The organism is Ectothiorhodospira sp. 9100, from assembly GCF_022227565.1.
Taxonomy (GTDB): domain Bacteria; phylum Pseudomonadota; class Gammaproteobacteria; order Ectothiorhodospirales; family Ectothiorhodospiraceae; genus Ectothiorhodospira; species Ectothiorhodospira marina.
Genome location: NZ_JAJNAN010000044.1, coordinates 1 through 23,533 on the forward strand (window position 1 = coordinate 1; position 23,533 = coordinate 23,533).

General features: G+C 62.9%; 18 protein-coding genes and 1 riboswitch. Of the genes, 8 read left to right on the forward strand and 10 right to left on the reverse strand.

From position 1 onward, the window contains the following. Positions 1-22: 22 nt before the first annotated feature. The 3 genes from cbiB to LPW29_RS12115 all read right to left on the reverse strand — a co-directional run bounded on the left by cbiB (position 23) and on the right by LPW29_RS12115 (position 4,406). A complete protein-coding gene (gene cbiB, locus LPW29_RS12105) occupies positions 23-934 on the reverse strand; it encodes an adenosylcobinamide-phosphate synthase CbiB (protein WP_238628222.1) in 912 nt (303 codons plus the stop codon). Positions 935-1,105: 171 nt separating this feature from the next. Then, positions 1,106-2,395 (reverse strand): cobyrinate a,c-diamide synthase, encoded by a 1,290-nt coding sequence (locus LPW29_RS12110; protein WP_238628223.1) that lies wholly within the window; start codon positions 2,393-2,395, stop codon positions 1,106-1,108. Positions 2,396-2,585: 190 nt separating this feature from the next. Then, entirely contained in the window at positions 2,586-4,406 is a 1,821-nt protein-coding gene (locus LPW29_RS12115) for a TonB-dependent receptor domain-containing protein (RefSeq protein WP_238628224.1), read from the reverse strand. A 161-nt stretch (positions 4,407-4,567) separates the two neighbouring features. Continuing rightward, positions 4,568-4,822, reverse strand: a riboswitch (cobalamin riboswitch). Positions 4,823-5,328: 506 nt separating this feature from the next. Here LPW29_RS12115 and LPW29_RS12120 point away from each other — a divergent pair. From LPW29_RS12120 to LPW29_RS12140, 5 genes are all read left to right on the forward strand, one after another. Then, complete coding sequence (locus LPW29_RS12120; protein WP_255705815.1) at positions 5,329-6,279, forward strand: cobalamin-binding protein; 951 nt, start codon at positions 5,329-5,331, stop codon at positions 6,277-6,279. After that, positions 6,276-7,244 (forward strand): FecCD family ABC transporter permease, encoded by a 969-nt coding sequence (locus tag LPW29_RS12125; RefSeq protein WP_238628226.1) that lies wholly within the window; start codon positions 6,276-6,278, stop codon positions 7,242-7,244. Before LPW29_RS12120 ends, LPW29_RS12125 begins: the two co-directional genes overlap by 4 nt. A gap of 2 nt (positions 7,245-7,246) precedes the next feature. Beyond that, entirely contained in the window at positions 7,247-8,029 is a 783-nt protein-coding gene (locus LPW29_RS12130) for an ABC transporter ATP-binding protein (RefSeq protein ID WP_238628227.1), read from the forward strand. A gap of 111 nt (positions 8,030-8,140) precedes the next feature. Further along, a complete protein-coding gene (locus tag LPW29_RS12135; protein ID WP_238628228.1) occupies positions 8,141-9,388 on the forward strand; it encodes an efflux RND transporter periplasmic adaptor subunit in 1,248 nt (415 codons plus the stop codon). Between the two features lie 3 nt (positions 9,389-9,391). Beyond that, the gene (locus LPW29_RS12140; protein WP_238628229.1) at positions 9,392-12,502 is read left to right on the forward strand and encodes an efflux RND transporter permease subunit; all 3,111 of its coding nucleotides are present in this window, start codon (positions 9,392-9,394) and stop codon (positions 12,500-12,502) included. A gap of 66 nt (positions 12,503-12,568) precedes the next feature. Here the strand turns inward: LPW29_RS12140 and LPW29_RS12145 are convergent, their stop codons facing one another. The 4 genes from LPW29_RS12145 to LPW29_RS12160 form a co-directional block, all read right to left on the reverse strand. Continuing rightward, the gene (locus tag LPW29_RS12145; protein ID WP_238628230.1) at positions 12,569-13,240 is read right to left on the reverse strand and encodes a retropepsin-like aspartic protease family protein; all 672 of its coding nucleotides are present in this window, start codon (positions 13,238-13,240) and stop codon (positions 12,569-12,571) included. Positions 13,241-13,611: 371 nt separating this feature from the next. Continuing rightward, on the reverse strand, positions 13,612-14,106 hold the full coding sequence (locus LPW29_RS12150) for a phosphatidylglycerophosphatase A family protein (protein WP_238628231.1): 495 nt from the start codon (positions 14,104-14,106) through the stop codon (positions 13,612-13,614). A 261-nt stretch (positions 14,107-14,367) separates the two neighbouring features. Then, the gene (gene relB / locus LPW29_RS12155; protein ID WP_238628232.1) at positions 14,368-14,595 is read right to left on the reverse strand and encodes a type II toxin-antitoxin system RelB family antitoxin; all 228 of its coding nucleotides are present in this window, start codon (positions 14,593-14,595) and stop codon (positions 14,368-14,370) included. A gap of 42 nt (positions 14,596-14,637) precedes the next feature. Continuing rightward, entirely contained in the window at positions 14,638-15,699 is a 1,062-nt protein-coding gene (locus tag LPW29_RS12160; protein ID WP_238628233.1) for a 3-deoxy-7-phosphoheptulonate synthase, read from the reverse strand. Between the two features lie 316 nt (positions 15,700-16,015). Here LPW29_RS12160 and LPW29_RS12165 point away from each other — a divergent pair, with 316 nt between their 5' ends. Both LPW29_RS12165 and LPW29_RS12170 read left to right on the forward strand, forming a co-directional pair. After that, positions 16,016-17,356 (forward strand): phenylacetate--CoA ligase family protein, encoded by a 1,341-nt coding sequence (locus LPW29_RS12165; RefSeq protein ID WP_238628234.1) that lies wholly within the window; start codon positions 16,016-16,018, stop codon positions 17,354-17,356. Further along, positions 17,356-18,573, forward strand: coding sequence for a glycosyltransferase (locus LPW29_RS12170; protein WP_238628235.1), 1,218 nt, complete (start codon positions 17,356-17,358; stop codon positions 18,571-18,573). The genes LPW29_RS12165 and LPW29_RS12170 overlap by 1 nt, the downstream gene beginning before the upstream one ends. Before the next feature lie 52 nt (positions 18,574-18,625). On the opposite strand, the gene LPW29_RS12175 is transcribed toward LPW29_RS12170, so the two are convergent. After that, entirely contained in the window at positions 18,626-19,375 is a 750-nt protein-coding gene (locus LPW29_RS12175) for a hypothetical protein (RefSeq protein WP_238628236.1), read from the reverse strand. A gap of 172 nt (positions 19,376-19,547) precedes the next feature. On the opposite strand from LPW29_RS12175, the gene LPW29_RS12180 reads away from it, so the two are divergent. Beyond that, entirely contained in the window at positions 19,548-20,549 is a 1,002-nt protein-coding gene (locus tag LPW29_RS12180; protein ID WP_238628237.1) for a polysaccharide deacetylase family protein, read from the forward strand. A gap of 159 nt (positions 20,550-20,708) precedes the next feature. Here LPW29_RS12180 and LPW29_RS12185 read toward each other — a convergent pair whose 3' ends face one another. Then, on the reverse strand, positions 20,709-21,920 hold the full coding sequence (locus tag LPW29_RS12185) for a glycosyltransferase (protein WP_238628238.1): 1,212 nt from the start codon (positions 21,918-21,920) through the stop codon (positions 20,709-20,711). Beyond that, positions 21,917-23,233, reverse strand: a complete 1,317-nt coding sequence (locus tag LPW29_RS12190) for a nucleotide sugar dehydrogenase (RefSeq protein WP_238628239.1) — start codon at positions 23,231-23,233, stop codon at positions 21,917-21,919. Before LPW29_RS12190 ends, LPW29_RS12185 begins: the two co-directional genes overlap by 4 nt. Positions 23,234-23,533: the final 300 nt, after the last annotated feature.

Sequence of the window (23,533 nt, forward strand, 5' to 3'; positions counted from 1 at the left end):
GCTGGGCGATCATCTGGCCTCATCACATCATGATGATCAGGGCACCGATTCCCAACACCGCCAGCCAGATCCCCATGGCCCGGCGCATCAGGTCCAGCGCCCGATCGATATCCACGCCCCGGGCATCCAAGCCCTCGCCCAGGTCCGGGCGCGCCTCGCTGCGTCCATGGTAGATGGCCGCCCCACCCAGACGCACGCCCAGGGCCCCGGCACCAGCGGCCATCACCGGGCCGGCGTTGGGGCTCTTCCACACCGTTCCCTGACGGCGCCAGCAGCGGAAGGCCCGACGCGTGGCCTCAAGGCCGCCTGCGCTCAAGGCATAAGCCAGGGCCGTCAGGCGCGCGGGGAGGTAATTGAGCACATCATCCAGCCGCGCCGCCGCCCAGCCAAAATGCCGGTAGCGGTCATTCCGATAACCCCACATGGCATCCAGGGTGTTCACCAACCGATAGGCGACCACGCCGGGCGCTCCCGCCACCACGAACCAGAAGATGGGCGCGAACACGGCATCGTTGCCGTTTTCCAGCACCGACTCCACGGTGGCCTTGCTGATCTCCTGCTCATCAATATCCTGGGTGTCCCGGCTCACCAGAAAGGCCACCCGCTCCCGGGCCTGAGGCAGATCGCCCTGCAGAAGGGCCGCGCCGATGCCGCGCCCATGCTCTCCCAGGCTGCGCCAACCAATGGCCAGGTACAACAGCAGCAGTTCCACTGCCCAGCCCCAGGCCGGCGCGGTCAACCAGGCGCTGAACAGTACCAGCGGAATCACCAGCCCCGCCACTAACCAGGCCCCGCGGCGCCGGTCGTCGGCATAGCCCCGCCGCTCCGCCGCGTCGATCAGCGCCCCGAAGCCCACCAGGGGATGCCAGCGCCGGGGCTCACCGAGCAGGCGGTCCAGCAGCAGGGCTGCCAGGATGAGGGTGAATGTCAGCATGCAGGTGTCATCTCAGCACTTCGAATGGCCATCTTGGGCATGGTGCCCTCCGTTTCCCCCTCATCCCCGACCCTTCTCCCCCCAGGGGAGAAGGGAGTTTGAGCCCCTCTCCCGCTGGCGGGAGAGGGGTTGGGGTGAGGGCCGCGGCGAGCACACTGCCCCAAGGCTCCCTCACCCACCAAACAATCTCCCCACTGCCTCAGGATTGGAAGGAAAATAAAGATGCACATACGTCGCCGTCAGCCCCCCCACCCGATACACCGGCTCCGACGTCGCACGCCCATTAGGGCACCGCGACCGCGTCAACGGGGTCAGCGGTGACTCCATGGCCGAGTGATGGAAGGTGTGACCCCGCAGGACACCCTCCGGCAACGTGACCTCCTGAGGCCCCAGCGATGCCAACCGCCCCTGCATCCGCGCCGCCCCCGCCAGCAGACCGGCCATCGCCGCCCCCTGCCCCTCCTGATCCTCCAGCCGGTCCAGCAAATAGAGCATGCCACCACATTCGGCCAGCAGAGGCCGCCCGGCCTGTACGTGGTCGGCCAGGTCCCGCTTCAATCCGACATTGGCCGCCAGGGCCTGCATGTGCAACTCCGGATACCCCCCGGGCAGATACACCGCATCCGCCTCGGGCAACCCCTCCCCGGCCACCGGGGAGAAGAACCGCAGATTGGCCCCCATCCGCTCCAGCAACTCCAGATTGGCGGGATAGATGAAGGCGAAGGCCTGATCCCGGGCGATGGCAATGCGCCGACCCTCCAGGGAGCGCGGCACCGGCTCGGCATGACCCGGCTCAAAGGTCACCGGCGGCGGCAGCCCCTCCGGCTTCCACACCAGCTGGGCGGCTGCGGCCTCCAGTCGCGCATCGAGATCCGCGATCTCCTCGGCCTGCACCAGGCCCAGATGCCGACTGGGCAACGCGGCGTCGGCGGACTTGGGCAGATAACCAAAGGCGGTGAGGTGTTCGGGCAGGCATTCCATGAGCATGCCGTAATGTCGCTCTCCACTGACGCGATTGGCCAGCACACCGGCAAAGGGCACATCGGAGCGGAAGGTGGACAGACCATGGGCCAGGGCACCGAAGGTCTGGGCCATGGCGGCGCCGTTGATGGCCGGCATCACCGGGATGCCGAACCGGGCAGCGATGTCGGCGCTGGAGGGTCGCCCGTCGAACAGACCCATCACGCCTTCCACCAGGATCAGATCCGACTCGCCCGCCGCCTCATACAGGCGTTGCCGGGCGTCTTCCTCGCCGGTCATCCACATGTCCAGGGTGTGCACCGGGTGGCCACTGGCCTGCTGGTGGATCATCGGGTCAAGGAAATCCGGCCCCGCCTTGAACACCCGCACCCGCCGGCCCTGGTTACGATGGTAGCGCGCCAGCGCCGCCGTCACCGTAGTCTTCCCCTGACCGGAGGCCGGGGCGGTGATGAGCAGGGCTGGGCAGTGGTGGGTGGTCATGGTCGGCCTCGCAGATTCACATCGTCGCCCTCACCCCAACCCCTCTCCCGCAAGCGGGAGAGGGGCTCATGATCCCTTCGTCCCCCGGGAGCAGCGGGATTCCAGACTCCCCTCCACCTGGAGAGAAGCAAGAGTCCAGACTCCCTTCTCCCCTCGGGGGAGAAGGGCCGGGGATGAGGGGCGGCGGAGGTCACTGTTGCTGGTAGTTTAACGTGACGAAGAAGGCGCGGCCGGGTTGGTTGTAGTCGACGTAGTAGGAAGAATCTTGAGTAAAGTCATAGACACGACTTCGCGTGGTCACGTAATCCTTATCAAGAACATTATCCAGTTTTGCATTCAAGGTCCACTCAGTGGAAATGTTATAGGATGCCCGGAGATCAACAAGCGCAAAACCGCCAAGACGATCCTCATTCTCTTTATCATTGAACCGATACCCCTCCGCTGTCACCGTTGCTCCAACAGAAAACCTGTTCCAGTATCTATCCAGATCCAGACGCCCAGAATTCTCAGGCCGACGTTCCAGCTTTTTCCCCGTATCGCGATCTTCGTGATCAAGATGAGTTAATGCGGCACGGAACGACCAATAATTCACTTCAAGGCCAGCTTCAAGCTCGACACCACGAATTCTCGCGTTGTCAATATTTTCAACAGGAAACACAGGGATGAGATCTTCAATATTCGTCTGGAAGAGCGCCACATCCCCATAATAGTTGCCTGACGAATACCGAACGCCCGCCTCAAAGGTCTCAGAACGCTCAGGCTTAACGTCTTGATTTCCGTACCCAGGATAGTAGAGCTGATTGAATGTCGGCGCGTTGAAAGCGGTACCAACACTGGCACGTCCACTCCAATCGCTGGCAAGTTGAATTCCCAAAGCCATCTGCCCCGTCGTTTCAGTCCCAAATGCCTCGTTATCGTCATGGCGTAAGCTGAGTGCAATGTCGTACTGCCCAACATCGGCTTGCCACTGCCCAAACAACCCCACATTATCGCGACTGGTTTGGGAGAAATCCTCAGAGGCCGTAACACGGTCCTCCAGGTAGTCCGCGCCCAAGGTCAATATATGTTCCTGTCCAATAAAAAAATCATTCTGCAGAGATATTAGGTTTCTAGCCGTATTGAACTGTGAGTGCGAAACGCCACGCCTATTTAACTCATCGCGGCTATGGGCAAGAGATAAGGAACTAAACCACACATCAGTCACTTGACCGCGAAGCCCGAGCTGAGCGGCGCCGTGACTAAACCGATACCAATCTTTTTCGGTGGCATCAAATTCTGTTTCACCTTCAGAATGGAACACCGTAGCAAAAAATTCCGGCCCTTCAGCTATATCATGTGACAAGCTCGCAGTCACCGATGTATTCTCGTAACCGTCCCGACCGTCGTCACCTACCCCGTCCTGAACGTTGATTCCATCAGTTGACGAATGATTAGCTGAGAAGTTGTACCGTGTACTCTCATTCGCCCCCGATACACCTGCGCCAATTTCCCAAGCATTGAAAGATCCTGCACCGAGATGCGCCCGGACTCGCGCCGGCCCATCCCCTTTCTTGGTGAATACCTGTATTACGCCGCCGATGGCATCTGAGCCATAAAGACTGGTCCTTGGCCCGCGCACAATCTCGATACGCTCTATCTCAGATGGAGGCAAAAACTGCCAAGATGCGCCACCCGTGGTTGCTGATCCCATCCGCACCCCATCAACCAACAACAACGTGTGATCGGAATTGGTGCCACGCATGAAAATGCTGGTGCTCTTGCCGAAAGCCCCATTCTGACTCACACCAATCCCAGCCCGCCCTCTCAACAAATCCACAAACTCCTTCGGCTGCAACCGCTCGATCTCCTCCCGGTCGATCACGGTGACGGAGGCCAGGGTCTGGTCGGTGGTCTGGGCTGTGCGGGTGGGGGTGACCAGGATGGGGTCCAGTTGGGCCAACTGTTCCTGGGCGCTGACGAAGGAAGGGATGGCCAGCAGCACGGCTGCCGGCAGGAAGGATCGGGTTTGCATATCTGTGCTCTCCGGTGCGCCGCCCGCGCACCTGTGGTTGGGCCAGGATGCGGCACGAGGAGAGCAGCGGATCGATCAGGCCCGTGGGTGCGTGCGCACCGCAAGGCGAGATCCGCCGGAATGAGACCCGAAAAGACGAGCCGCGCAAAGCCCTCCGCAATGCCGCGTGAACGCATCAGGCCGGTCTCCGGGCTTGCGGACGGGTCATCATCTGACCGGGTCAAGGCACCTTCCCACGCTTGCGCGCAGTGGCTTTCCGCCTTGCCTGGGCTCCTGCTGTGACGTGCAGAAACCCTCGTCTCGCCTACCGTTGCGGGGGCAGCGCCGGACTGATCTGCTGAATCTGGCAGACGTACCGGCTTCCCGTTTCACCAGACGGATGTCAATCATCTGGCACCTGAAGCGAGGCCGTATCATACGCAAACGATTGTGGATATTCCAATATGGACCGCAGGGGTTACTGTCAGAGCAGATGGATATCCATGCACCTGAGGCGCGCCTATTCGGAGCCCCCCCCCGAACGCAAGCCCCAACGCGTCCGGTCTGCCTCCGGGGTGGATTTCTGGAGGCGGGTGTTCGCCGCATGGATGCGGCGGTCAAGCCTACAGGGACGTATTCACGGCGTCCCGCCGCAAGAAATGCGCCCCGGAGGCAGACCCTGTGCACGGCGCAAAGCCCTGGCACCCTGGAGGCAGGCCCTGGGCATACTGCAAAGCCCTGGCACATGGGAGGAAGGCCCTTGGGCACGGGAAAAAGCCCAGGCACACAGGAGGCATCAGGACCATTCGCGGCCGAGGGCCGCTCCTACAAGGCAGCGGACGCTGGCAGGGTTGGATACCGGTGGGTCCGGAGGGTCCTGCAGGTGGCCAGCAACCGCATCGCTGTTATGATGCCTTCCTTTCAAGCGCCCGACCCCAACACCATGAGACGCCCCCACCACATAAGCCATACCCCGCCATTTCCCCGCAAATGGGCACAGATAGCCGCAATTTGCATCCTTCTTATCACCGCTTCAGCGACCACACAGGCTGACGCGGAACCCGTGACGGCCACCGATGACCGGGGTCGGGAAGTGCATCTGGAGGCACCGGCCAAACGCATCATCAGCCTGGCACCGCATATCACGGAAAACCTGTTTGCCGTGGGCGCCGGCGAACAGATCGTCGGCACAGTGAACTACAGCGACTACCCAAAAGCCGCCGAAGACATCCCCCGGGTGGGGAGCTACAAACAACTGGACCTGGAATCCATCCTGGCTCTGGAACCGGACCTGGTGGTGGCCTGGGAGAGCGGCAATGTGCGGGCGCAGCTGGAACGCCTGGAAGCCCTGGGTTACCCCCTCTACTTCAGCAACCCACAAACCTTCGAACAACTGGCCTCCGGCCTGGAACGCCTGGGACGCCTCACCGGCCACCCGGCCGGCGGTGACAAAGCCAGCGCCCAGGTCCGCCACACCCTGGGGGAACTCGAGGGCCGGTATGGCCAACAACCGCCCGTCACCGTCTTCTATCAGGTGTGGGACCGCCCACTGATGACCCTCAATGAGGAACACCTCATCTCACAAGCCATCCGCCTCTGCGGCGGCCAGAACATCTTCGGCCACCTGGACACCCGGGTCCCGCGCCTGAACCGCGAGGTCATCCTGGCCGCCAACCCCGAGGCCATCATCGGCGGCGGCATGGGCGAGGACAATCCGCAATGGGTGGAAGACTGGCGACGCTGGTCCGACATGACTGCCGTAAAGCGAGACAACCTCTTTTTCATCCCCCCCTCCCTGATCCAGCGGGCCACGCCGCGCATCCTGGAAGGCACCCGGATGATCTGCGATTTCCTGGAAACCGCCCGCGAACGTCGCGTGGAGAGCGATGAGTGACGCGCCTGGCGTTCATCCTGGCCATCCTGCTGGGAGGCTCACTGGTCGCCGTGATCACGGCCGTGGCGGTGGGCAGCGTACCGCTCACCCCTGCCGAGACCCTGGCGGTACTGACCGGCGGCGGCGAGCCCCTGCATCGCACCCTGATCCTGGAGTTGCGCCTGCCCCGCACCCTGGCCGCCTTTGCCACCGGTGGACTGCTGGCAGTGGCCGGCGCCTTGATGCAGGTTCTGCTGCGCAACCCGCTGGCTGACCCCTATGTCCTGGGCCTGTCGGGCGGAGCGGCAGTGGGCGCCCTGCTGGCCATGCTCGCGGGCCTGGGTACCGTGGTGGTTTCGGGGTCGGCCTTCATCGGCGCGATGATCTCCACCCTGATTGTCTTCGGCCTGGCCCATGGCACCGGCAGCTGGACCCCCACGCGCCTGCTGCTGACCGGCGTGGTGGTCGCCGCTGGCTGGGGTGCCTTCATCAGCTTCATGCTGGCCGTCAGCCCCACGGAGGAACTGCCCGGCATGCTGTACTGGTTGATGGGGGATCTCTCCCACGCCCGCAGCCTCTGGCCTGCCTGGACGGTGCTGGTGATTGTGGTACTGGCCGCCATGCCCCTGGGACGCAGCCTCAACGTGCTGGCCCGAGGGCCCATGCAGGCAGCGGCCCTGGGTGTGGCGGTGCGACCGCTGGAGTGGACCCTCTACATTGTTGCCGCCCTGGTGACGGCAACAGCAGTGACGGTGGCGGGCAGCATCGGCTTTGTGGGCCTGGTGGTGCCCCATATGCTGCGTCTGGTGCTGGGCAATGACCAGCGCATCATCCTCCCAGCCTCGGCCCTGGCGGGGGGCATCCTGCTCACCCTGGCGGACACCCTGGCACGCACCATGATCGCCCCGCAGCAGTTGCCGGTGGGGGTGATCACGGCGATGCTGGGCGTGCCGGTGTTTCTGTATCTGTTGCACAGGAGCAGGTAATCATGGAGCCCCTCCCCCCCCTACTGGAACTGGTCGACCTCGTCGTGGACATCCCCGGCCGCGCCGACGGTGCGCCCCTCAACCTGGGGGTGCGCGCCGGCGAATGCTGGGGTGTGCTGGGCCCCAACGGGGTGGGCAAGAGCACCCTGCTGCACACCCTGGCCGGACTGCGCCCGGCGCGGCACGGGAGTCTGCGGCTGGAAGGCAAACCCATCCACCAACTCCCCCGGCGTCAGATCGCCCGGCATCTGGGGATGGTCTTTCAGGATCGCCAGGATGGCTTCCCGGCCTCCGTGCTGGAAACCGCCCTCATCGGCCGACACCCCTACCTGCGCGCCTGGGAACTGGAATCCGCCGAGGACTACGCCGCCGCCCAGGACGCCCTCGCCCAGGTAGACCTCACCGGCATGGAAGAACGCCCCATCGCCACGCTCTCCGGCGGCGAGCGCCAGCGGCTGGCCATCGCCACGGCACTCACCCAGGACCCTCAGGTGTTTCTGCTGGATGAGCCCACCAACCACCTGGACCTGCACCATCAGGTGGAAGTGCTGGACATCGTCCGCGGGATGATCACCCAGGGGCGTGGGGCCATCCTCACCATGCATGATGTGAACCTGGCCGCCCGCTATTGTGACCACCTGCTGCTCATGTACCCTACCGGTGAGGCCTGCTGGGGAACCACCCGGGACATGCTGATGCCAAAGGCGCTGGAAAAGTTGTACGGCCAACCCCTGGCCACTGGCGAAGTGGACGGCATGCCGGTCTTCCTGCCGCTGGGGCGCTAGATTTTGATCTTTTCCTTGGCCTTGTCATCAACTGCATTAGTAGAATGAATCCAAACCCATCGCGGCCCCGCCGAATCCAGTCGCACGCCAACAAGGATTTCCGCACCTCCAATGAATCTCTCCCGACCGGTTCGCCGCTTCCTGCCCCTGATCCTCATCGCCCTGGGCATCCTGGGCTTCATCCTGCTCATGATCACCCGCCCGGAACAGCCGCCTCGCGAGGTGGGCGAGCGGTCATGGCGGGTAGACGTACAGCAGGTGGAACTGCAAACCCTCTCGCCTCAACTCACCCTGTATGGTCACGTCACCTCCCCCCGGGCCGCCAGCCTCAGGGCCGCGGTGGAAGCCGACGTGGATCAGGTGCCTGCCGAGGAAGGACGACGGGTCAAGGCAGGCGATACCCTGGTGGAGCTGGATACGCGCGAACTGGACCTGCTGGTGGACCAGCGACAGGCCGACCTAGATGAACTGCGGGCCCAATTGCGCGCTCAGGAGCGCAGCCATGTCCGGGATCAGGAAGCCCTGGAACGGGAACAGACCCTCCTGCAACTGGCCCAACGCGCTCTGGAACGGGCCCAGAACCTGGAACGACGCAACGTGGGCTCCCCCACCGCCGTGGACGATGCCCGGGGGGCCCTGGAGCAACAGGCCCTGGCCTTGGCCAACCGCCGACTGGCCGTGGACGACTTCGAGACCCAGCGGGAGCAGATCCAGGCCCGCGTGCACCGCGCCGAGGCACTGCTGGAACAGGCACAACTGGATCTGGAGCGCAGCCACATCACGGCGCCCTTCGACGCCCGCATCTCGCAAGTGCAGGTGGCACCAGGAGACCGGGTGCGCGTAGGGGATGCCCTTGTCGCCCTGTATGACCTGGAGGCACTGGAGGTGCGCGCCCCCATACCTGCCACCTACATGCCCCGCGTACGGGCGGCCCTCGATGAGCAGAGCACACCAGAGGCCACCGGACATGTGGATGGTCTGGAAGTCCCCCTCACCCTCACACGACTGGCCGGCGAAAGCCCCACAGGAGGGGCCGGCGTGGAAGGCATCTTCCGGGTCGACTCCCGGGCCGGAGAGATCCCCCTGGGCCGCTTCATGACCGTGCGCGTTTCCCTGCCCGAACAAACGGACGTGATCGCCCTGCCTTTCGAAGCCCTGTACGGCCTGGACCGCATCTACCGACTGGAAGAGGGGCGCATGCGCCGTATCGGCGTGGAACGCCTCGGCGAGTGGACCGCCCCCTCGGGTGATGAACAGGTGCTGGTCACCAGCCCCGAGTTGTCCAGCGGAGATCGGATCATCGTCACCCGCCTGCCCAATGCCATGGACGGGCTCCGTGTCAGCCCCGAAGGCGAGTGATCCATGACCCGTTCCCGAGGTGTGATCGGTTTCTTCCTGAGCCATCCCGTGGCCGCCAATCTGTTGGTGGTCCTGATGCTGCTATCCGGATCCTGGGCACTGCTCAAGCTCAACACCCAGTTCTTCCCCACCTTTGCCCTGGACTTCGTCACCGTTCAGGTCGCCTGGACCGGCGCCAGCGCCGAGGATGTGCAGCAGGGCATCACCATTCCGCTGGAACAGGAACTGCGCACCGTGGACGGCCTGCGCAACCTCACCTCCACCTCCTCCCTGGGGGTGGCCAGCATTTCCCTGGAATTCGAATCGGGCACCGACATGACCCTGGCCACCGACCAGGTCAAGGATCGGGTGGCCCAGCAGCGCAACCTGCCCGAGGCTGCCGAAACCCCGGTGGTCACCCGGGTGATCCGCTATGAGCCCATCGCCCGACTGCTGATCACCGGCCCGGACGACCTGCGAGAACTGCGCCCGCTGGTGCGGGATCTGGAACGCCAGTTACTGGATGCGGGCATCGCCCGCATCGAATTCACCGGTCTGCCCGAAGAGCAGATGGCCATCCAGGTACCCACGGCGCAAATGCTGGACCTGGGCATGTCCCTGAATCAGATCGGCGAGCGCGTGGACGATCTCTCCCAGGACCTGCCTGCGGGCATGGTGGGTCGCGACGACACGGCCCGGCAACTGCGCAGCCTGGACCAGGGTCGTGAGGCCATGGATTTCGCGCAGCTGCCATTGCGTTCCGAGGCAGAGGGCGGACTGATCCTGCTGGGTGACGTAGCCGAGATCGAGCGCCGCCCCCGGGACAACCAGACCTTCGTCCGCTACCAGGGCCAACCCGCCGTGGAACTGGCTCTGCAACGCACGGAGAACGACGATGCCCTGGAGGCCTCCGGATTGCTGCTGGACTGGCTCGACTCGGTGGAACACACCCTGCCGCCGGACGTGGAAATCCATATCTACGATCAGTTTTACGAGCCTCTGGTGGAACGCATCGGGCTGCTGCTCAAGAATGGTGCCGGTGGCCTGCTGCTGGTACTGGGCATCCTGTTCCTGTTCCTCAATGGTCGCCTGGCACTGCGGGTGGCCCTGAGCATCCCCGTCTCCTTTACTGCCGCCTTCCTGGCCCTGTGGGCCCTGGGCGGCAGCATCAACATGATCTCCCTGTTCGGTTTCATCATGTCCCTGGGGATCATCGTCGACAACGCCATCGTGGTCAGCGAACATGCCTACACCCAGTACCAGCGAGGCATGAAGTCCGCCGAGGCCGCCGAACATGGGGCGCGGCGCATGCTGGCCCCGGTGATCTCCGCCTCACTGACCACCGTGGCCGCCTTCCTGCCACTGATGCTCATCGGCGGCATCATCGGCAATATCCTGTTCGATATCCCGCTGGTGGTGATCTGCGTGATCCTGGCCACGCTGCTGATCAGCTTCCTGGTGCTCCCCTTTCACCTGAAGAACAGCCTGGAGAAGGTCCAGCCGCCGCGGCCTGGATCCCTCCGGGCGGGCTTTGACCGCCGCTTCGAGGACTTCCGGCAAGGCCCGTTCCGGCGTGTTGTCACCGGCTCGGTGAACAACGCAGGCCTCACCCTGGCCAGCGGTGTGGCGGTACTCATCCTGGCCGTGGGCTTATTGGCGGGCGGACGGCTGGGGTTCACCTTCTTCCCCTCCCCGGAAGGCACGGTGATCAACGCCTCAGCCCACTTCGTGGCGGGCACTCCGCCGCAACGGGTGGACGGCTTCCTCAATCATATGGAAGAAGAACTCTACGCCGCAGAAGAGGCCCTGGGCGGTGATCTGGTGCGCAACGTGGTCGTTCGCGCCGGCCAGGGGGTCGGGGGCGGCGGTGGTGAACAGGCGCCCTCCGGCGACCAGTTCGGCTCCATCATCGTGGAACTTGTCTCACCGGATCAGCGCCAGGTCCGCAACACCCAGTTCATCCAGGAATGGCAATCCCGCGTCCGTGAGCCGGCGGGCATGGAACTGTTCAGCATCACCGAGCGCCAATCCGGGCCGCCGGGGCGGGATGTGGATGTGCGCCTGACCGGGGACGACCCCGAACAGGTCAAGGCGGCCGGGCTGGATCTGGCAGAAACCCTCAATGACTTCCCGGGCGTGTTTGCAGTGGAGGACAACATGCCCTTCGGGCGCGAACAGCTCATCTATCGGCTCACCCCGGAGGGTCTGTCCCTGGGGCTGACTACTGAATCCCTCGGCCAACAACTCAGGGCAGCGTTCGATGGCCATCTGGCCCAGATCTACCAGGAGGGCCTGGAAGAGATCGAGGTGCGGGTGCTACTCCCCGACGATGAGCGGCATCACACGGTCACCCTGGATCGTTTCGCGGTCATTCTGCCCGATGGAGGCATGGCGCCGCTGGACACCGTGGCAGACCTTCGCCCCCGCCAGGGCTTCGAGACCCTGCGCCGGGCCGAAACCCGGCTGGCGATTGCCGTCTCCGCCGAGGTGGACCGTTCGGTGAACAATGCCGGGCGCATCCGTGAACAACTGGCCGATGAGGTGTTACCGGAACTCACCCAGCGTTATGCCGTGGAGTGGTCCTTTGAAGGGCGCGCCGCCGACCAGGCAGAAACCCTGGGGGACATGCGCACCGGCCTGATCTTCGCCCTGGCCCTGATCTACCTCACCCTGGCCTGGGTGTTCGGCTCCTATGGCTGGCCGCTGGTGGTCATGGCCATCATCCCCTTCGGCCTGCTGGGTGCCCTGGTGGGTCACTGGGTCCTGGGCATGGAGTTGACCATTCTCTCCCTGTTCGGCCTGTTCGGCCTCACCGGCATTGTGGTGAACAACTCCATCATCCTGGTCAGTTTTTACCAGTCACTGCGGGGCGAAGGCCTGGCACAGGATGAGGCCATCATCGAGGCCTCCTGCCAGCGCCTGCGCGCCGTGGTACTCACCTCGTTCACCACCATCGCCGGTCTGATGCCGCTACTGTTCGAGCGCTCGGTGCAGGCCCAGTTCCTGATCCCCATGGCGGTATCCATCGTCTTCGGCCTGGCCTTTGCAACGGTACTGGTACTGGTGCTGATTCCGGCGCTGCTGGCGATTCATGAGCGGTTGGCAGGATGGTGGGGACAGGCGCAGACAGCCTGATTGCACCCTTGAGCCCCTCTCCCCGCCGGGGAGAGGGGTTGGGGTGAGGGGTCTCAGTGAGAGGTCTCAGTACCGCCCCTCCAGCACCAACGCACTCCCTTCATTGCGCATCTCCACCCGCCCCAGGAAACTCATCCCCAACAGGGCAACGGGCGGCTCCCGCCCCTGCAACACCAGCGCCGGCACATTGCGCTGCTCAATCCCCCCCACCCGCACACGATCCAGCGTGACCCGGTAGGCAAACTCCGTCCCCGACGCCGTCTGCACCGGCGTGAGCGTACCTCGCGCATAATCCACGCCCAAGCGCCGGGCCTCGGAGGCATTGAGCACCACCGCTGAGGCCCCCGTATCCACCAGGAAGGTCAGTGCATGACCATTCACCGCCCCGGCAGTGGTCAAGGCCCCTCGCGAATTGGGATAAATCCGCGCCGACGCCGATGACCGCGCCTGGAAAGTGCCACCCGCACGCCCCCCACCAATCCCGATCTGAGTGGTTCGCCCGTTCACCTCCACGGTCACGGTCCCGCTGCGAGTGTCCGCCGCCCGCAGCGTCACCCCCTCGGGGCTCACCTCCCTCACCCTAAGCACCCGCCGCTCGCCGTCAAACTCCATCACCGCCTGCTGACCGAACACGCCCAGCACCTGGATGTCCAGGGCAGCCGCGCCCGGCGATGCCAACAGGAGCAGCAGGCCCGTCAACAGGGTGACCCGAGCGGAACAGGAAAAGTAAGCTCTCATGAGGAAAGTATAGCCTGCCACGCCCCCGCGCACTCCTGCCCACCGCCCGCTGGCCCCAGTGGGATTGGCTGGCGAGATCGGCATCGACGTCCCCCCTGCCCCCCGTGGGAGCGGCCCTTGGCCGCGAATGGCTGAACCCTCAGCCGCCGCCCCAGCCAGAGATCGTAGTGGACCTCGGGGGGAGCGGGTTCCTTCCAGCGGGACGCCGTGAATACATCCATGTAGGCTCTGCAGCCGCTTCCTGCGGCTGAAGCCCGCTTACAGGAACCCGCTCCCCCCGAGGTCCGGACACATCGGAGTCTTTTTCGAAAGGCCATTCGCGGCCGAGGGCCGCTCCCACAGGGGCCACCACCTTATACGCGGAAGTCGACTCAGATCAGCCACCACGCCAGGGCCTGCAACACGATCAGGGCGTAGATCCCTGCCAGTACATCGTCGAGCATGATGCCGGTGCCGCCTTCCAGGTGTTTATCCAGCCAGCCGATGGGCCAGGGCTTGAGGATGTCGAACAGGCGGAACAGGGCAAACCCCACGATGATCCAGATCCACCCCGCCGGGGCGGCGATCAGGGTGATGAGAAAACCGGCAATCTCGTCCCAGACGATGCCCGGGTGGTCGTGCACCCCCAGGCGCCGGGAGCTCTCGCCGCAGAGCCAGATGCCCACAGCCACCACCAGCGCGGTGATGAGCAGATAGGCCCACAGCGGCACCCCCTGCAAGAGCAGGAAGAGGGGGATGGCGGCCACCGTGCCGGCCGTGCCGGGGGCCTTGGGGGAGAGGCCGCTGCCGAAGCCGAAGGCCAGGAAGTGCACTGGATCACGGAGGATCTGGCGGGCCGAGGGTGTTTGTGTGGATTTTTTGGGCATGGTGTGGCCAGGGTTAAGCTACAGAGACTCCCTTCTCCCCCTCGGGGGAGAAGGGCCGGGGATGAGGGGGGGGGTGGGATAGGCACTGTGCCAGCCCTTCCCCCCCTCACCCCAACCCCTCTCCCCCGGAGGGAGAGGGGCTTGGAACGTATCTTTCAGCATCGGGGGTAGCTCATTTCCGTGATGCATGAGCGTTAGCGCGACGGGGACATCAATGGATGCCGCCATCCAAGCTGGGCGCGATGCCTGGGGTTGATTCCATCAATCCTCCACTCCAAGTTCCCGCCTCACATCCGTTGAGGTATAAACCTTCTCCTGGCCCGCCCGGACACGGTCCCTTACCTCGCAGGCCAGGTAGTAGTCTTCAAGATCCTCCAGGCCCTTCTCGACCAGTTCCTGGAGATGGAAATCCCGAGGGCGGCCCGTGTGGGCAGATAGATCCGCGAGACGCCGCTCTGCGTCGGGGCTGAGTTTTATGGAGGTGGCCATATCAAAAGACCTCACATGGTTGTCAAGAGATAGCGATCAACTCTATTTACGGACCTTCCGCAGCACCTCGGCCCCTTCCCGGATCATCTCCTCCGTGGTGGCCCAGTTCACGCAGGCGTCGGTGATGGAGCAGCCGTAACGCAGCTTGGATGGGTCCGTTGCCATGGGCTGGTTACCGGCCTCGATGAAGCTCTCGATCATCAGGCCGACGATGGACTGGCTGCCCTCGTGGATCTGATGCATCACATCCTTCATCACCAGCGGCTGTAGTTCCGGCTTCTTGGAGGAATTGGCATGGGAGCAGTCCACGACGATGTTCTTGGCAATGCCTGCCTTCTCCAGGGCCTGCTCAGCCAGGGCCACCGAGACGGTGTCGTAATTGGGCTGCCCATTGCCACCGCGCAGCACCAGGTGCCCGTACCGGTTACCCCGGGTGCGCAGGATCACCGACTGCCCATCGCTGCCGATCCCGAGAAAACTATGGGGACTGGAGGCCGACAGGATGGCGTTCACCGCCACGCCCAGGTCGCCATCCGTGCCATTCTTGAAGCCCACCGGCGTGGACAACCCCGAAGACATCTCCCGGTGGGTCTGGGACTCCGCCGTGCGGGCACCGATGGCCGTCCACGCGATCAGATCCCCGTAATACTGGGGCGCGATGGGGTCCAGGGCCTCGGTGGCCGCCGGCAGGCCCAGCTCGTTGATGTCCATGAGAAAACGCCGCGCCTTGGCCATCCCCTCATCGATCCGGAAGGTGTCATCCAGATAGGGGTCGTTGATGAAACCCTTCCAACCCACGGCGGTACGGGGCTTCTCGAAATACACCCGCATCACCAGCAGCATGGTATCGGCCACCTCGTCCGCCAGCACCTTCAGCCGCCGCGCATAATCCAGCCCCGCCTCCGGGTCATGGATGGAGCAGGGCCCCAGCACCACGAACAGCCGCGGATCCTTGCGATCCAGGATGTCGCATAGGGCCTGACGCCCCTGCAGCACCGTGTGCTCCGCCGCCTCGGACATGGGCAACTGGGACTTGATCTCCCGCGGCGAAGGCATGTAATCCACGGAGGCGATGTTGAGGTTGTCGGTTTGTGCGGTGCTCATACGGCGTGTCCGGGTGATGTGAAGGGCAATCTCGTCAGTTTAACGCGAAAAGCAGGGGCTGTGCGTTGCGGGGCAGGGGGCGGTCCAATAGACTGAAACATCCGATGAGCTTGAGAACAGGCGGCTATGCCCCCGAGAAAATGCATCGGCGCCTTCGAAGCCAAAACACGCCTGCTCCTTCATCTGCGCCGGACTTATGCGGCCCGTCGCATGCGGGCCTTCGTGAGAAGGATCACGCCCGTCACCGGCGCTGAGATAAAGCGGTTGATCGAGGAAGGCAGAGACTGATGCCATTTGTCTTGGATGATTTCGGCCCATGACGATCAAAGAGCAACTCACCCGGCACATCCTCCTGCCGATGCATGAACGACTGCGGGGGCGAGACACCCTTAAGGAGTGGAAGCGGTTTCGGGCCAATGACCAACTATCGCCCGAGGCATTCCACCAACTGCGCCTCACCAAACTGCGGCAACTGCTCCAGCACTGTGCCCATCATGTTCCCTACTACCGCGAGGTGTTCGAGCAGGCCGGCATCACCGACCCGGGGCACTGCGACCTGCAGGATCTACAGCGCCTGCCCATCCTGGAGCGTTCCATCCTCCGAAACGAGGGCAATCGCCTGATCACCGAAGGCTGGGAGCCCCGACTCATCCGCTACAGCACCGGCGGCTCCACCGGTGAGCCTTTGGTCTTTTATACGGACAAGCATCGCGAATCCTGTCTCAACGCGCAGAAACTGCGGGCCCGCTCCTGGTTTGGTGTGCACCCGGGGGATCGTCAGGTGGACTTCTGGGGCTCCCCCATCGAGATGTCCCGGCAGAACCGCGTGCGTGTCCTCAAGGACCGCTGGCTACTCAATCAGGTGGTGCTATCGGCATCCAACCTCACCCCGCAGCGCATCGCCGAATACCTGGACTTCCTCGGCCACTTCCGGCCCCGCCTGATCTACGGCTACCCTACCGTGATCTATCGCGTGGCCCAGCATCTGCTCGAACACCCGGGCCTTCTGGGCGATTACCGCCCGCGCCTGATCGCCTGCACCTCCGAGATGCTCCTGCCCCACCTGCGCGAGACCATCGCCCAGGCCTTCGACTGCCCCGTGGCCAATGAATACGGCTCCCGGGACGGTGGCATGATTGCCCATGAATGCCCAGAGGGACATCTGCACATCTTCGGAGAACAGATGATCGTGGAAGTGGATCAGCCGGACGATCACGGCGTGGGTGATCTGCTGGTGACCAACCTGGATGGCTACGGTATGCCCTTCATCCGCTATCGCATCGGCGATCGCGGAGCGCTGACTGACGAACCCTGTCCCTGCGGCCTGCCGCTGCCGCGTCTGCGCGAGATCCAGGGTCGGGCGAACGATTTTCTGGTGGGGCGCGATGGGCGCCTGATCCACAGTTCCACCGCCAACTACATCCTCAGAGAGATCCCGGTCCTCAGGCAATACCAGCTGCGCCAGCGCGCGGATCACAGCTTTGACCTGATCATGGTCCCGTCCCGCCCCCTGACGGAAGGGGAGCAGGATCACATCCGCCAGGGGCTGTGTCGCATCCTGGATGAGTCCGTGGCGGTGCGTTTCCAGCCTGCCGAGACCATCCCTCCCGAGAAGTCGGGGAAGTATCGTTGGGTGATGAGTGAGGCGAAATCCTGATGGCGACCAACAAGACTCCGGCCCTGGTGGTCTTCACCCATGTCTTCCCCAACAGCGTGCATCCCACCTATGGCGTGTTTGTGCGAGAGCGAATGTTTCGCGTGGCTGAAACGTTGCCCGTGACCGTGGTGGCGCCGGTGCCGTGGTTTCCTGGCCAGGGCATTTTGCGGCGTTTCAGGCCCGGTTATCGCCCGCCCGTGCCCTATCATGAAGTTCAGCAAGGGATTGATGTCTATCACCCGCGTTTTCTCTCGATTCCGCGTTACTTCAAGTTTCTGGACGGCTTGTTCGAGGCCATGTTCTGTTTCCCATTACTGAAAAGGCTTAAACGGCAGGGGCGTCTGGATATCCTGGATGCTCACTTCGTTTATCCCGATGGAGTGGCTGCAGGGTTTCTCGGTAAGTGGCTTGGGGTGCCCCACACTATCACCCTCAGGGGGACCATCCTGAGAATCGCGCGTACCCGTGGCCGACGCTGGCAGGCGCTGCGGGCAATGAATCAGGCAGCCAAGGTGTTCTCGGTTGCGGATGCCTTGAGGCAGGCTGCCATTGGCATGGGTGTGGCCCCTGGCCATGTTCAGGTGGTGCCTAACGGTGTCAACCTTGAGTTGTTTTCCCGCGAAGATAAGGCAGCCTGCAGGGCGGAATTGAAACTGCCACCTGATGCCAAGGTTATCATCACTGTGGGCACCCTGAACGAGCGTAAGGGCTTTCACCGCGTCATTGAGCAGATGCCCGAATTGCTAAAACGCTATCCAGACCTTATCTATCTGGCGGTAGGAGGGGAGAACCCGGACGGCGACCGGGGGCGTCTGGAGAGGCTTGCGCAGGACCTGGGTGTGGCCGATCACGTGGTTTTTCTGGGGCACCATACCCCAGACAGACTGAAATACATTTATTCTGCGGCTGACCTTTTCGTGCTGGCTACTCAAGGCGAGGGGTGGGCCAATGTGTTTTTGGAGTCGGCGGCGTGCGGCTTGCCCATCGTTACCACCCGGGTGGGTGGTAACGCGGAAGTGGTGAGTTCCGACGCCGTCGGTGAACTGGTGCCTTTTGGCGATGGTGATGCCCTTCGATGTGCAGTTTTGAGCGCTCTGGATCGGAGTTGGAATGTCGATGGCCTTAGTCAGTATGCGGCTCAATGTGCATGGGAGAATCGTATTCCAGCGCTTACTGCTGCTTTCAAGTCGATTAGCGATGAGGTGTCTTGGCGGTGACTACAGCGCAACAGCAAAGGGATCCGTCAATTCAGCCAAGCTCGGATTTTCGTTATTTAATTTTTTTGTAGATTTTTTTCAAGACGGTGAAAGGTGCTCTGGCAGCCAGTCGGAAGTGTCGTGTGCGATACCTCAGTTTTGCACTCTTGGGGAGGCGATATCCCATTCCTTCCTGTGCTGTATAAATGCAAGGGTTACATATTCCGCAGGGCTTTCCATGGGTGGGGTTAAAGCAAAACCATGAACGTTCGAGAAGGTCTATAAATCCAAATTTTTCTGCGATCTCCCTCATGTCAGTTTTTGATGTCTCCAAAAGAGGGAATGTGAAATAGGAAAAAATGTATTCGTCACCGGTGATGCTGTCTTTGAGTTTCCATTGTCCGTCTGCTGGCTGGTCTACCTTGCCGTTAAGGAAGTAATAAGCCTTGTCGTCCACATGGATGCTGAGTTCAAGGTTTTCTATATTGTTGGTTTTTGCATATCTGGCCAACCAGTCATATTGAGTCCCGAGGTGGGCCCTAGACCTGAGGCGCTGGTAAGATTTTGTTATATCCGCAACCTTAGCTATTTCTGTGATGGGCGTTATTTTTAATTCCGCGATCCGCTTGGCCGCGTCTTCGTTGAGACTTATGAGGCTCTTGCGGATGTCGGATATGGCTTGTAGTTCACGCAGGCTGGATCTGCGTTCAAAATCAATTATGTAATGAGGAAAGACTTGTCGCCCTTCCACTATAGAGGCGTAAAGAACCCGAAATGTGGAGTCCCACCCTCCGGTCCAAAGAATGTTTATCGGCTGGCTCATTGGATCGCTGCGCCTTCCTTAGGTAGGCTTGTCTTCGGCGGGATTCTAATCGGGTCGTACCGAATCTGCCAGTATGAGGTTTGGTTTCATGGCGCGTACAAAGATGCGCGTGGAGAATAAATCCCAATGTCTTCAATGGTGTAAATGCATGATGCGAGAAGAGAGAGGGAGTATGCACCCGTTGTCGGGTCTTGGTCTGAGGTTTTTGCGCGGCGCTATAGGGCTCCTAGGGCCTGCAGGCAGGCACTCGCGGCTCTCCATCCTGATCTACCACCGCGTACGCCCCGAACCCGATCCAATGCTGCCTGGCGACCCGGATGCCGCCACCTTTCGCTGGCAGGTGCAGGTGGTCTCAAGGTTATTCCATGTGCTCCCCCTGGCAGAGGCGCTCAAGCGGCTGCAAAACGGCACCCTGCCGCCTCGGGCTGCCTGCATTACCTTCGATGACGGCTATGCGGACAACCATGACGTGGCGCTGCCCCTCCTGCGGGAGCAGGGCCTGCCGGCCACCTTCTTCGTGGCCACCGGCTTTCTCGATGGCGGGATGATGTTCAACGACCGGATACTGGAGGCCATCCGCCGCATGCCATCGGGGGAGGTGGATCTTGAGGATATGGGCCTTGGCACGCGCCGGATTGACGGCCTGGATGAGCGCAAGGCCCTGATCAAGGAGGTGATCCAGTCGGTGAAGTACCTGGAGAGGGGCGAGCGCGAGGACAAGGTCGCGGGATTGGCGGCGCAATGCCCGCAGGCCCTGCCCGACGACCTGATGATGACCACGGCGCAGCTGAAGGCCCTGGATGCTGCGGGTATGGAGATTGGTGGGCACACCCACAGCCATCCGATCCTGGCGCGTCTGACGGATGACCAGGCCCGGGCTGAGATCCTTCAGGGCAAGGAGACGCTGGAATCCATACTGGGGCACCCGGTGCGCCTGTTTGCCTACCCCAACGGCAAGCCCGGTTCGGATTACCTGCCCCAACACGCCGCCATGGTGCGCGAATGCGGTTTCGAGGCAGCGGTCTCCACCACCTGGGGCGTTTCCACCCGGGAGACCGATCCCTATCAACTGGCCCGTTTCACCCCCTGGGATGCCAGTCCCGGCAGGTTCGGGCTCAGGTTGGTGAGGAACCTCTTCAAGCCCCATACCCCCAACCTATCGGTTGACTCATGACCCTGTAGGGGCCGTTCGCGAACGGCCCGGGCGGAGGTTCCGGGGTTGATGGCCTGATGGGTGGATATCGTGGTATCGGAAGCCCTGGCCGGGCGCTTCTCGAAGCGCCCCTACTAAGCCGCGGGCGGCAGCCCACTTCGAGGTGAAGGCTCTACCGATTCAGCGCCCTTCGAGCGTCTGCCAGCAGATCTCCTCGAAGCGCTTGGCCACCGCCTGCGACGAGCAATGGGACTCCACATACTCCCGCGCCTGCCGCGAGAGGCGCTGGCGCAGATCCCCATCCTCCAGCAACCGCACCAGCGCATCAGCGAAATCCGATGCCGTGTCCCCATGCAGGTAGTGTGTATCCGGTGTGATGGGCAGCCCCTCCACCCCCAGCCCGGTGGACACCACCGGAATCCCCATGGCCATGGCCTCAAAGGCCTTGATACGGGTGCCGCCGCCCACCCTCAAAGGGATGATATAGGCTGCGGCATCCGCCACGTGGGTTCGGATGTCATCCACGAAGCCCGTGAAGGTGAACGGCAGTTCCCGGCGCCGGGCACGATCCACCAGGGCAGGGGCGGGCTTGCGCCCCACGATGGTCACATGGGCGCGGGGACGACGTGCCACCACCTTCGGCCAGATCTCGTCCATAAAGAACTCGATGCCATCGATATTGGCCTGCCAGTCCATGGCCCCCGTGAACACGATGTGATCATCGTTCCCCGGCGGCTGGCAGGCAAAGAAATCCAGATCCACCCCGGTGGGGATGGGCTCCACCCGTCCCATTCCCTCCAGGGCCCGAAAGGTGGCCGCATCCCGTTCCGACACAGCCACCACGGTATCGAATTGCTTCAGGCTCTCATGCTCATAGGCCTGCATCTTCCGGTGCTGCTGTTGCCACACAGCCCGTTTGAGGGGGTTACCCGTCACGCTCGCGTGGCGGGCAAAGATCTCCGCCTCCACGTTGTGGGTGAACATCAGGGAGCGACAACCCAGCGTATCGGGGGCCAGCACCATGGCATGGAGAAAATCGAACACCGCCAGATCCACCCCGTCCGCCAGGGCCTTTTCAACCACCTGACGCCCGGTTCCCGCATCATCACTGATCACCGACACCGGCAGGGACGAGATCAGGTGCCTCAGGCGGGTGATGTGATGCAGCCGCCCCGGTTCCGCCTGGGGCCAGCCGATGAACCGATCACAGATCTGCTCCAGCTCCTGAGCATATTCCCGAGCATCACCGTTGCCCTCGGGCGAGGCCAGCACGATCTCGAACCTTCCACCCTTCATCCCCTTGAGGATCTGCGTGGTGCGTATCTTGCCACCCTGATCGGCCGGAAAGAGAAAACGTGGCGATACGAATAACAGCCTCGGGCGATCCCTCACCAGCACACCCCACGATACTCGCAGTGCAGACGGTCCCGACCGGGCATGCCCACCAGATCCAGTACCGCCTGACCTTCGCTGGTATGGCTGACCACCTGTTCCACCAGATGGGCATCACTCAGGCCCACCACCACCAGCTCGGCATCCTTAATCAGCGTGCTGCAGTCATCCACCAGCAATCGTCCGATATGGGGCAGCTTTTCCTCGATGTATCGCCGGTTGGCACCGATCAGGCGGGAGAGCTGCACGTTGGGGTCGTGGATATGCAGGTCGATGCCCTTGCCGATCAATTGCTCCGCCAGCGTGACCAGCGGGCTCTCGCGCAGGTCATCCGTGCCGCTCTTGAAGCTCAGGCCCACCATGCCCACCCGCCGCTTGCCGCTGGCCAGGATGTAATCCAGGGCGTGCTGCACCTGTTGCTGGTTGCTGGGGATCACGCCGCCGAGCATGGGCAGGTCCGCATCCTGCTCCTTGGCCATGTAGAGCAGGGCGCGCAGATCCTTGGGCAGGCAGGAGCCACCAAAGGCAAAACCGGGCCGAAGATAGGCGGGGGAGATGTTCAACTGCTTATCCTGGGTGACCAGGCGCATCACCTCCCGAGAGTCCACGTTCATGGACTGGGACAGCCGACCGATCTCGTTGGCAAAGACGATCTTCACCGCATGGAAGGCATTGCAGGCGTACTTGAGCATCTCGGCGGTGCCGATGTCCGTGCCCACGAACTCGCAGGGCAGGTGCTCAAAGACGGGCTTCACGCAATCCAGGGTGCGCTGGCTGTCGCCGCCCACCACCGTGAAGGGTGGGTTGTCATAGTCACGGATGGAGGTGCCTTCACGCAGGAATTCTGGCTGAAAGGCCAGGCCAAAGCCCTCGCCCAGGGTCTTGCCCGAATGCTGCTCCAGCAAGGGCCGCACCCTCTCCATTACCGTGCCGGGGCGCACCGTGGAGCGGATCACCACCACGTGGTAGCTGTCCACACTGGCCAGGGCATCACCAATCTGGCTGGCCACGTGCTCGATGGCCCCCAGGTCCTGACTGCCGTTGGGCTGGGAAGGGGTGCCCACGCAGACGAAGGAGATCGCAGTCTGCCGGATGGCCTCATCCACGTCATTCGTGACTTCCAGCCGCCCCTTGGAGACCACATCGGTGGTGAGCTCCTGAATGCCTTCCTCCACGATAGGGGAGTGCCCCTTGCGCAGCAGCTCCAGTTTGCCCGGGTCCACATCCACGCCGATCACGTGGTGTCCGTCCCGGGCCAGGCAGGCGGCGGAGACCGCACCCACATAGCCCATGCCAAAGATCGCGATATTCATATTGTTGATTCCCGTGATCGTTCTTGTCCTGAAAATTCAGCGTGCCCGGAAGATATCCTGCCACTCCCGCCCTAACTCTCATGCATATTGGTGGTGAGGCTCCCCCGATGATGAAAGATAACGGGGGTGACATGCCAAGCCCCTCTCCCCCTCGGGGAGAGGGGTGGGGGTGAGGGGGGAGGACCGGCACAGTGCCTATCCCCCCCCCCCGGCCCCCCCCCCCCCCCCCGGGGGGGGGGGGGGGGGGGTTTGGGGGAAAATTTGGTGTGTGCACTATAAGCACAAGAGTTTCCAACCAAA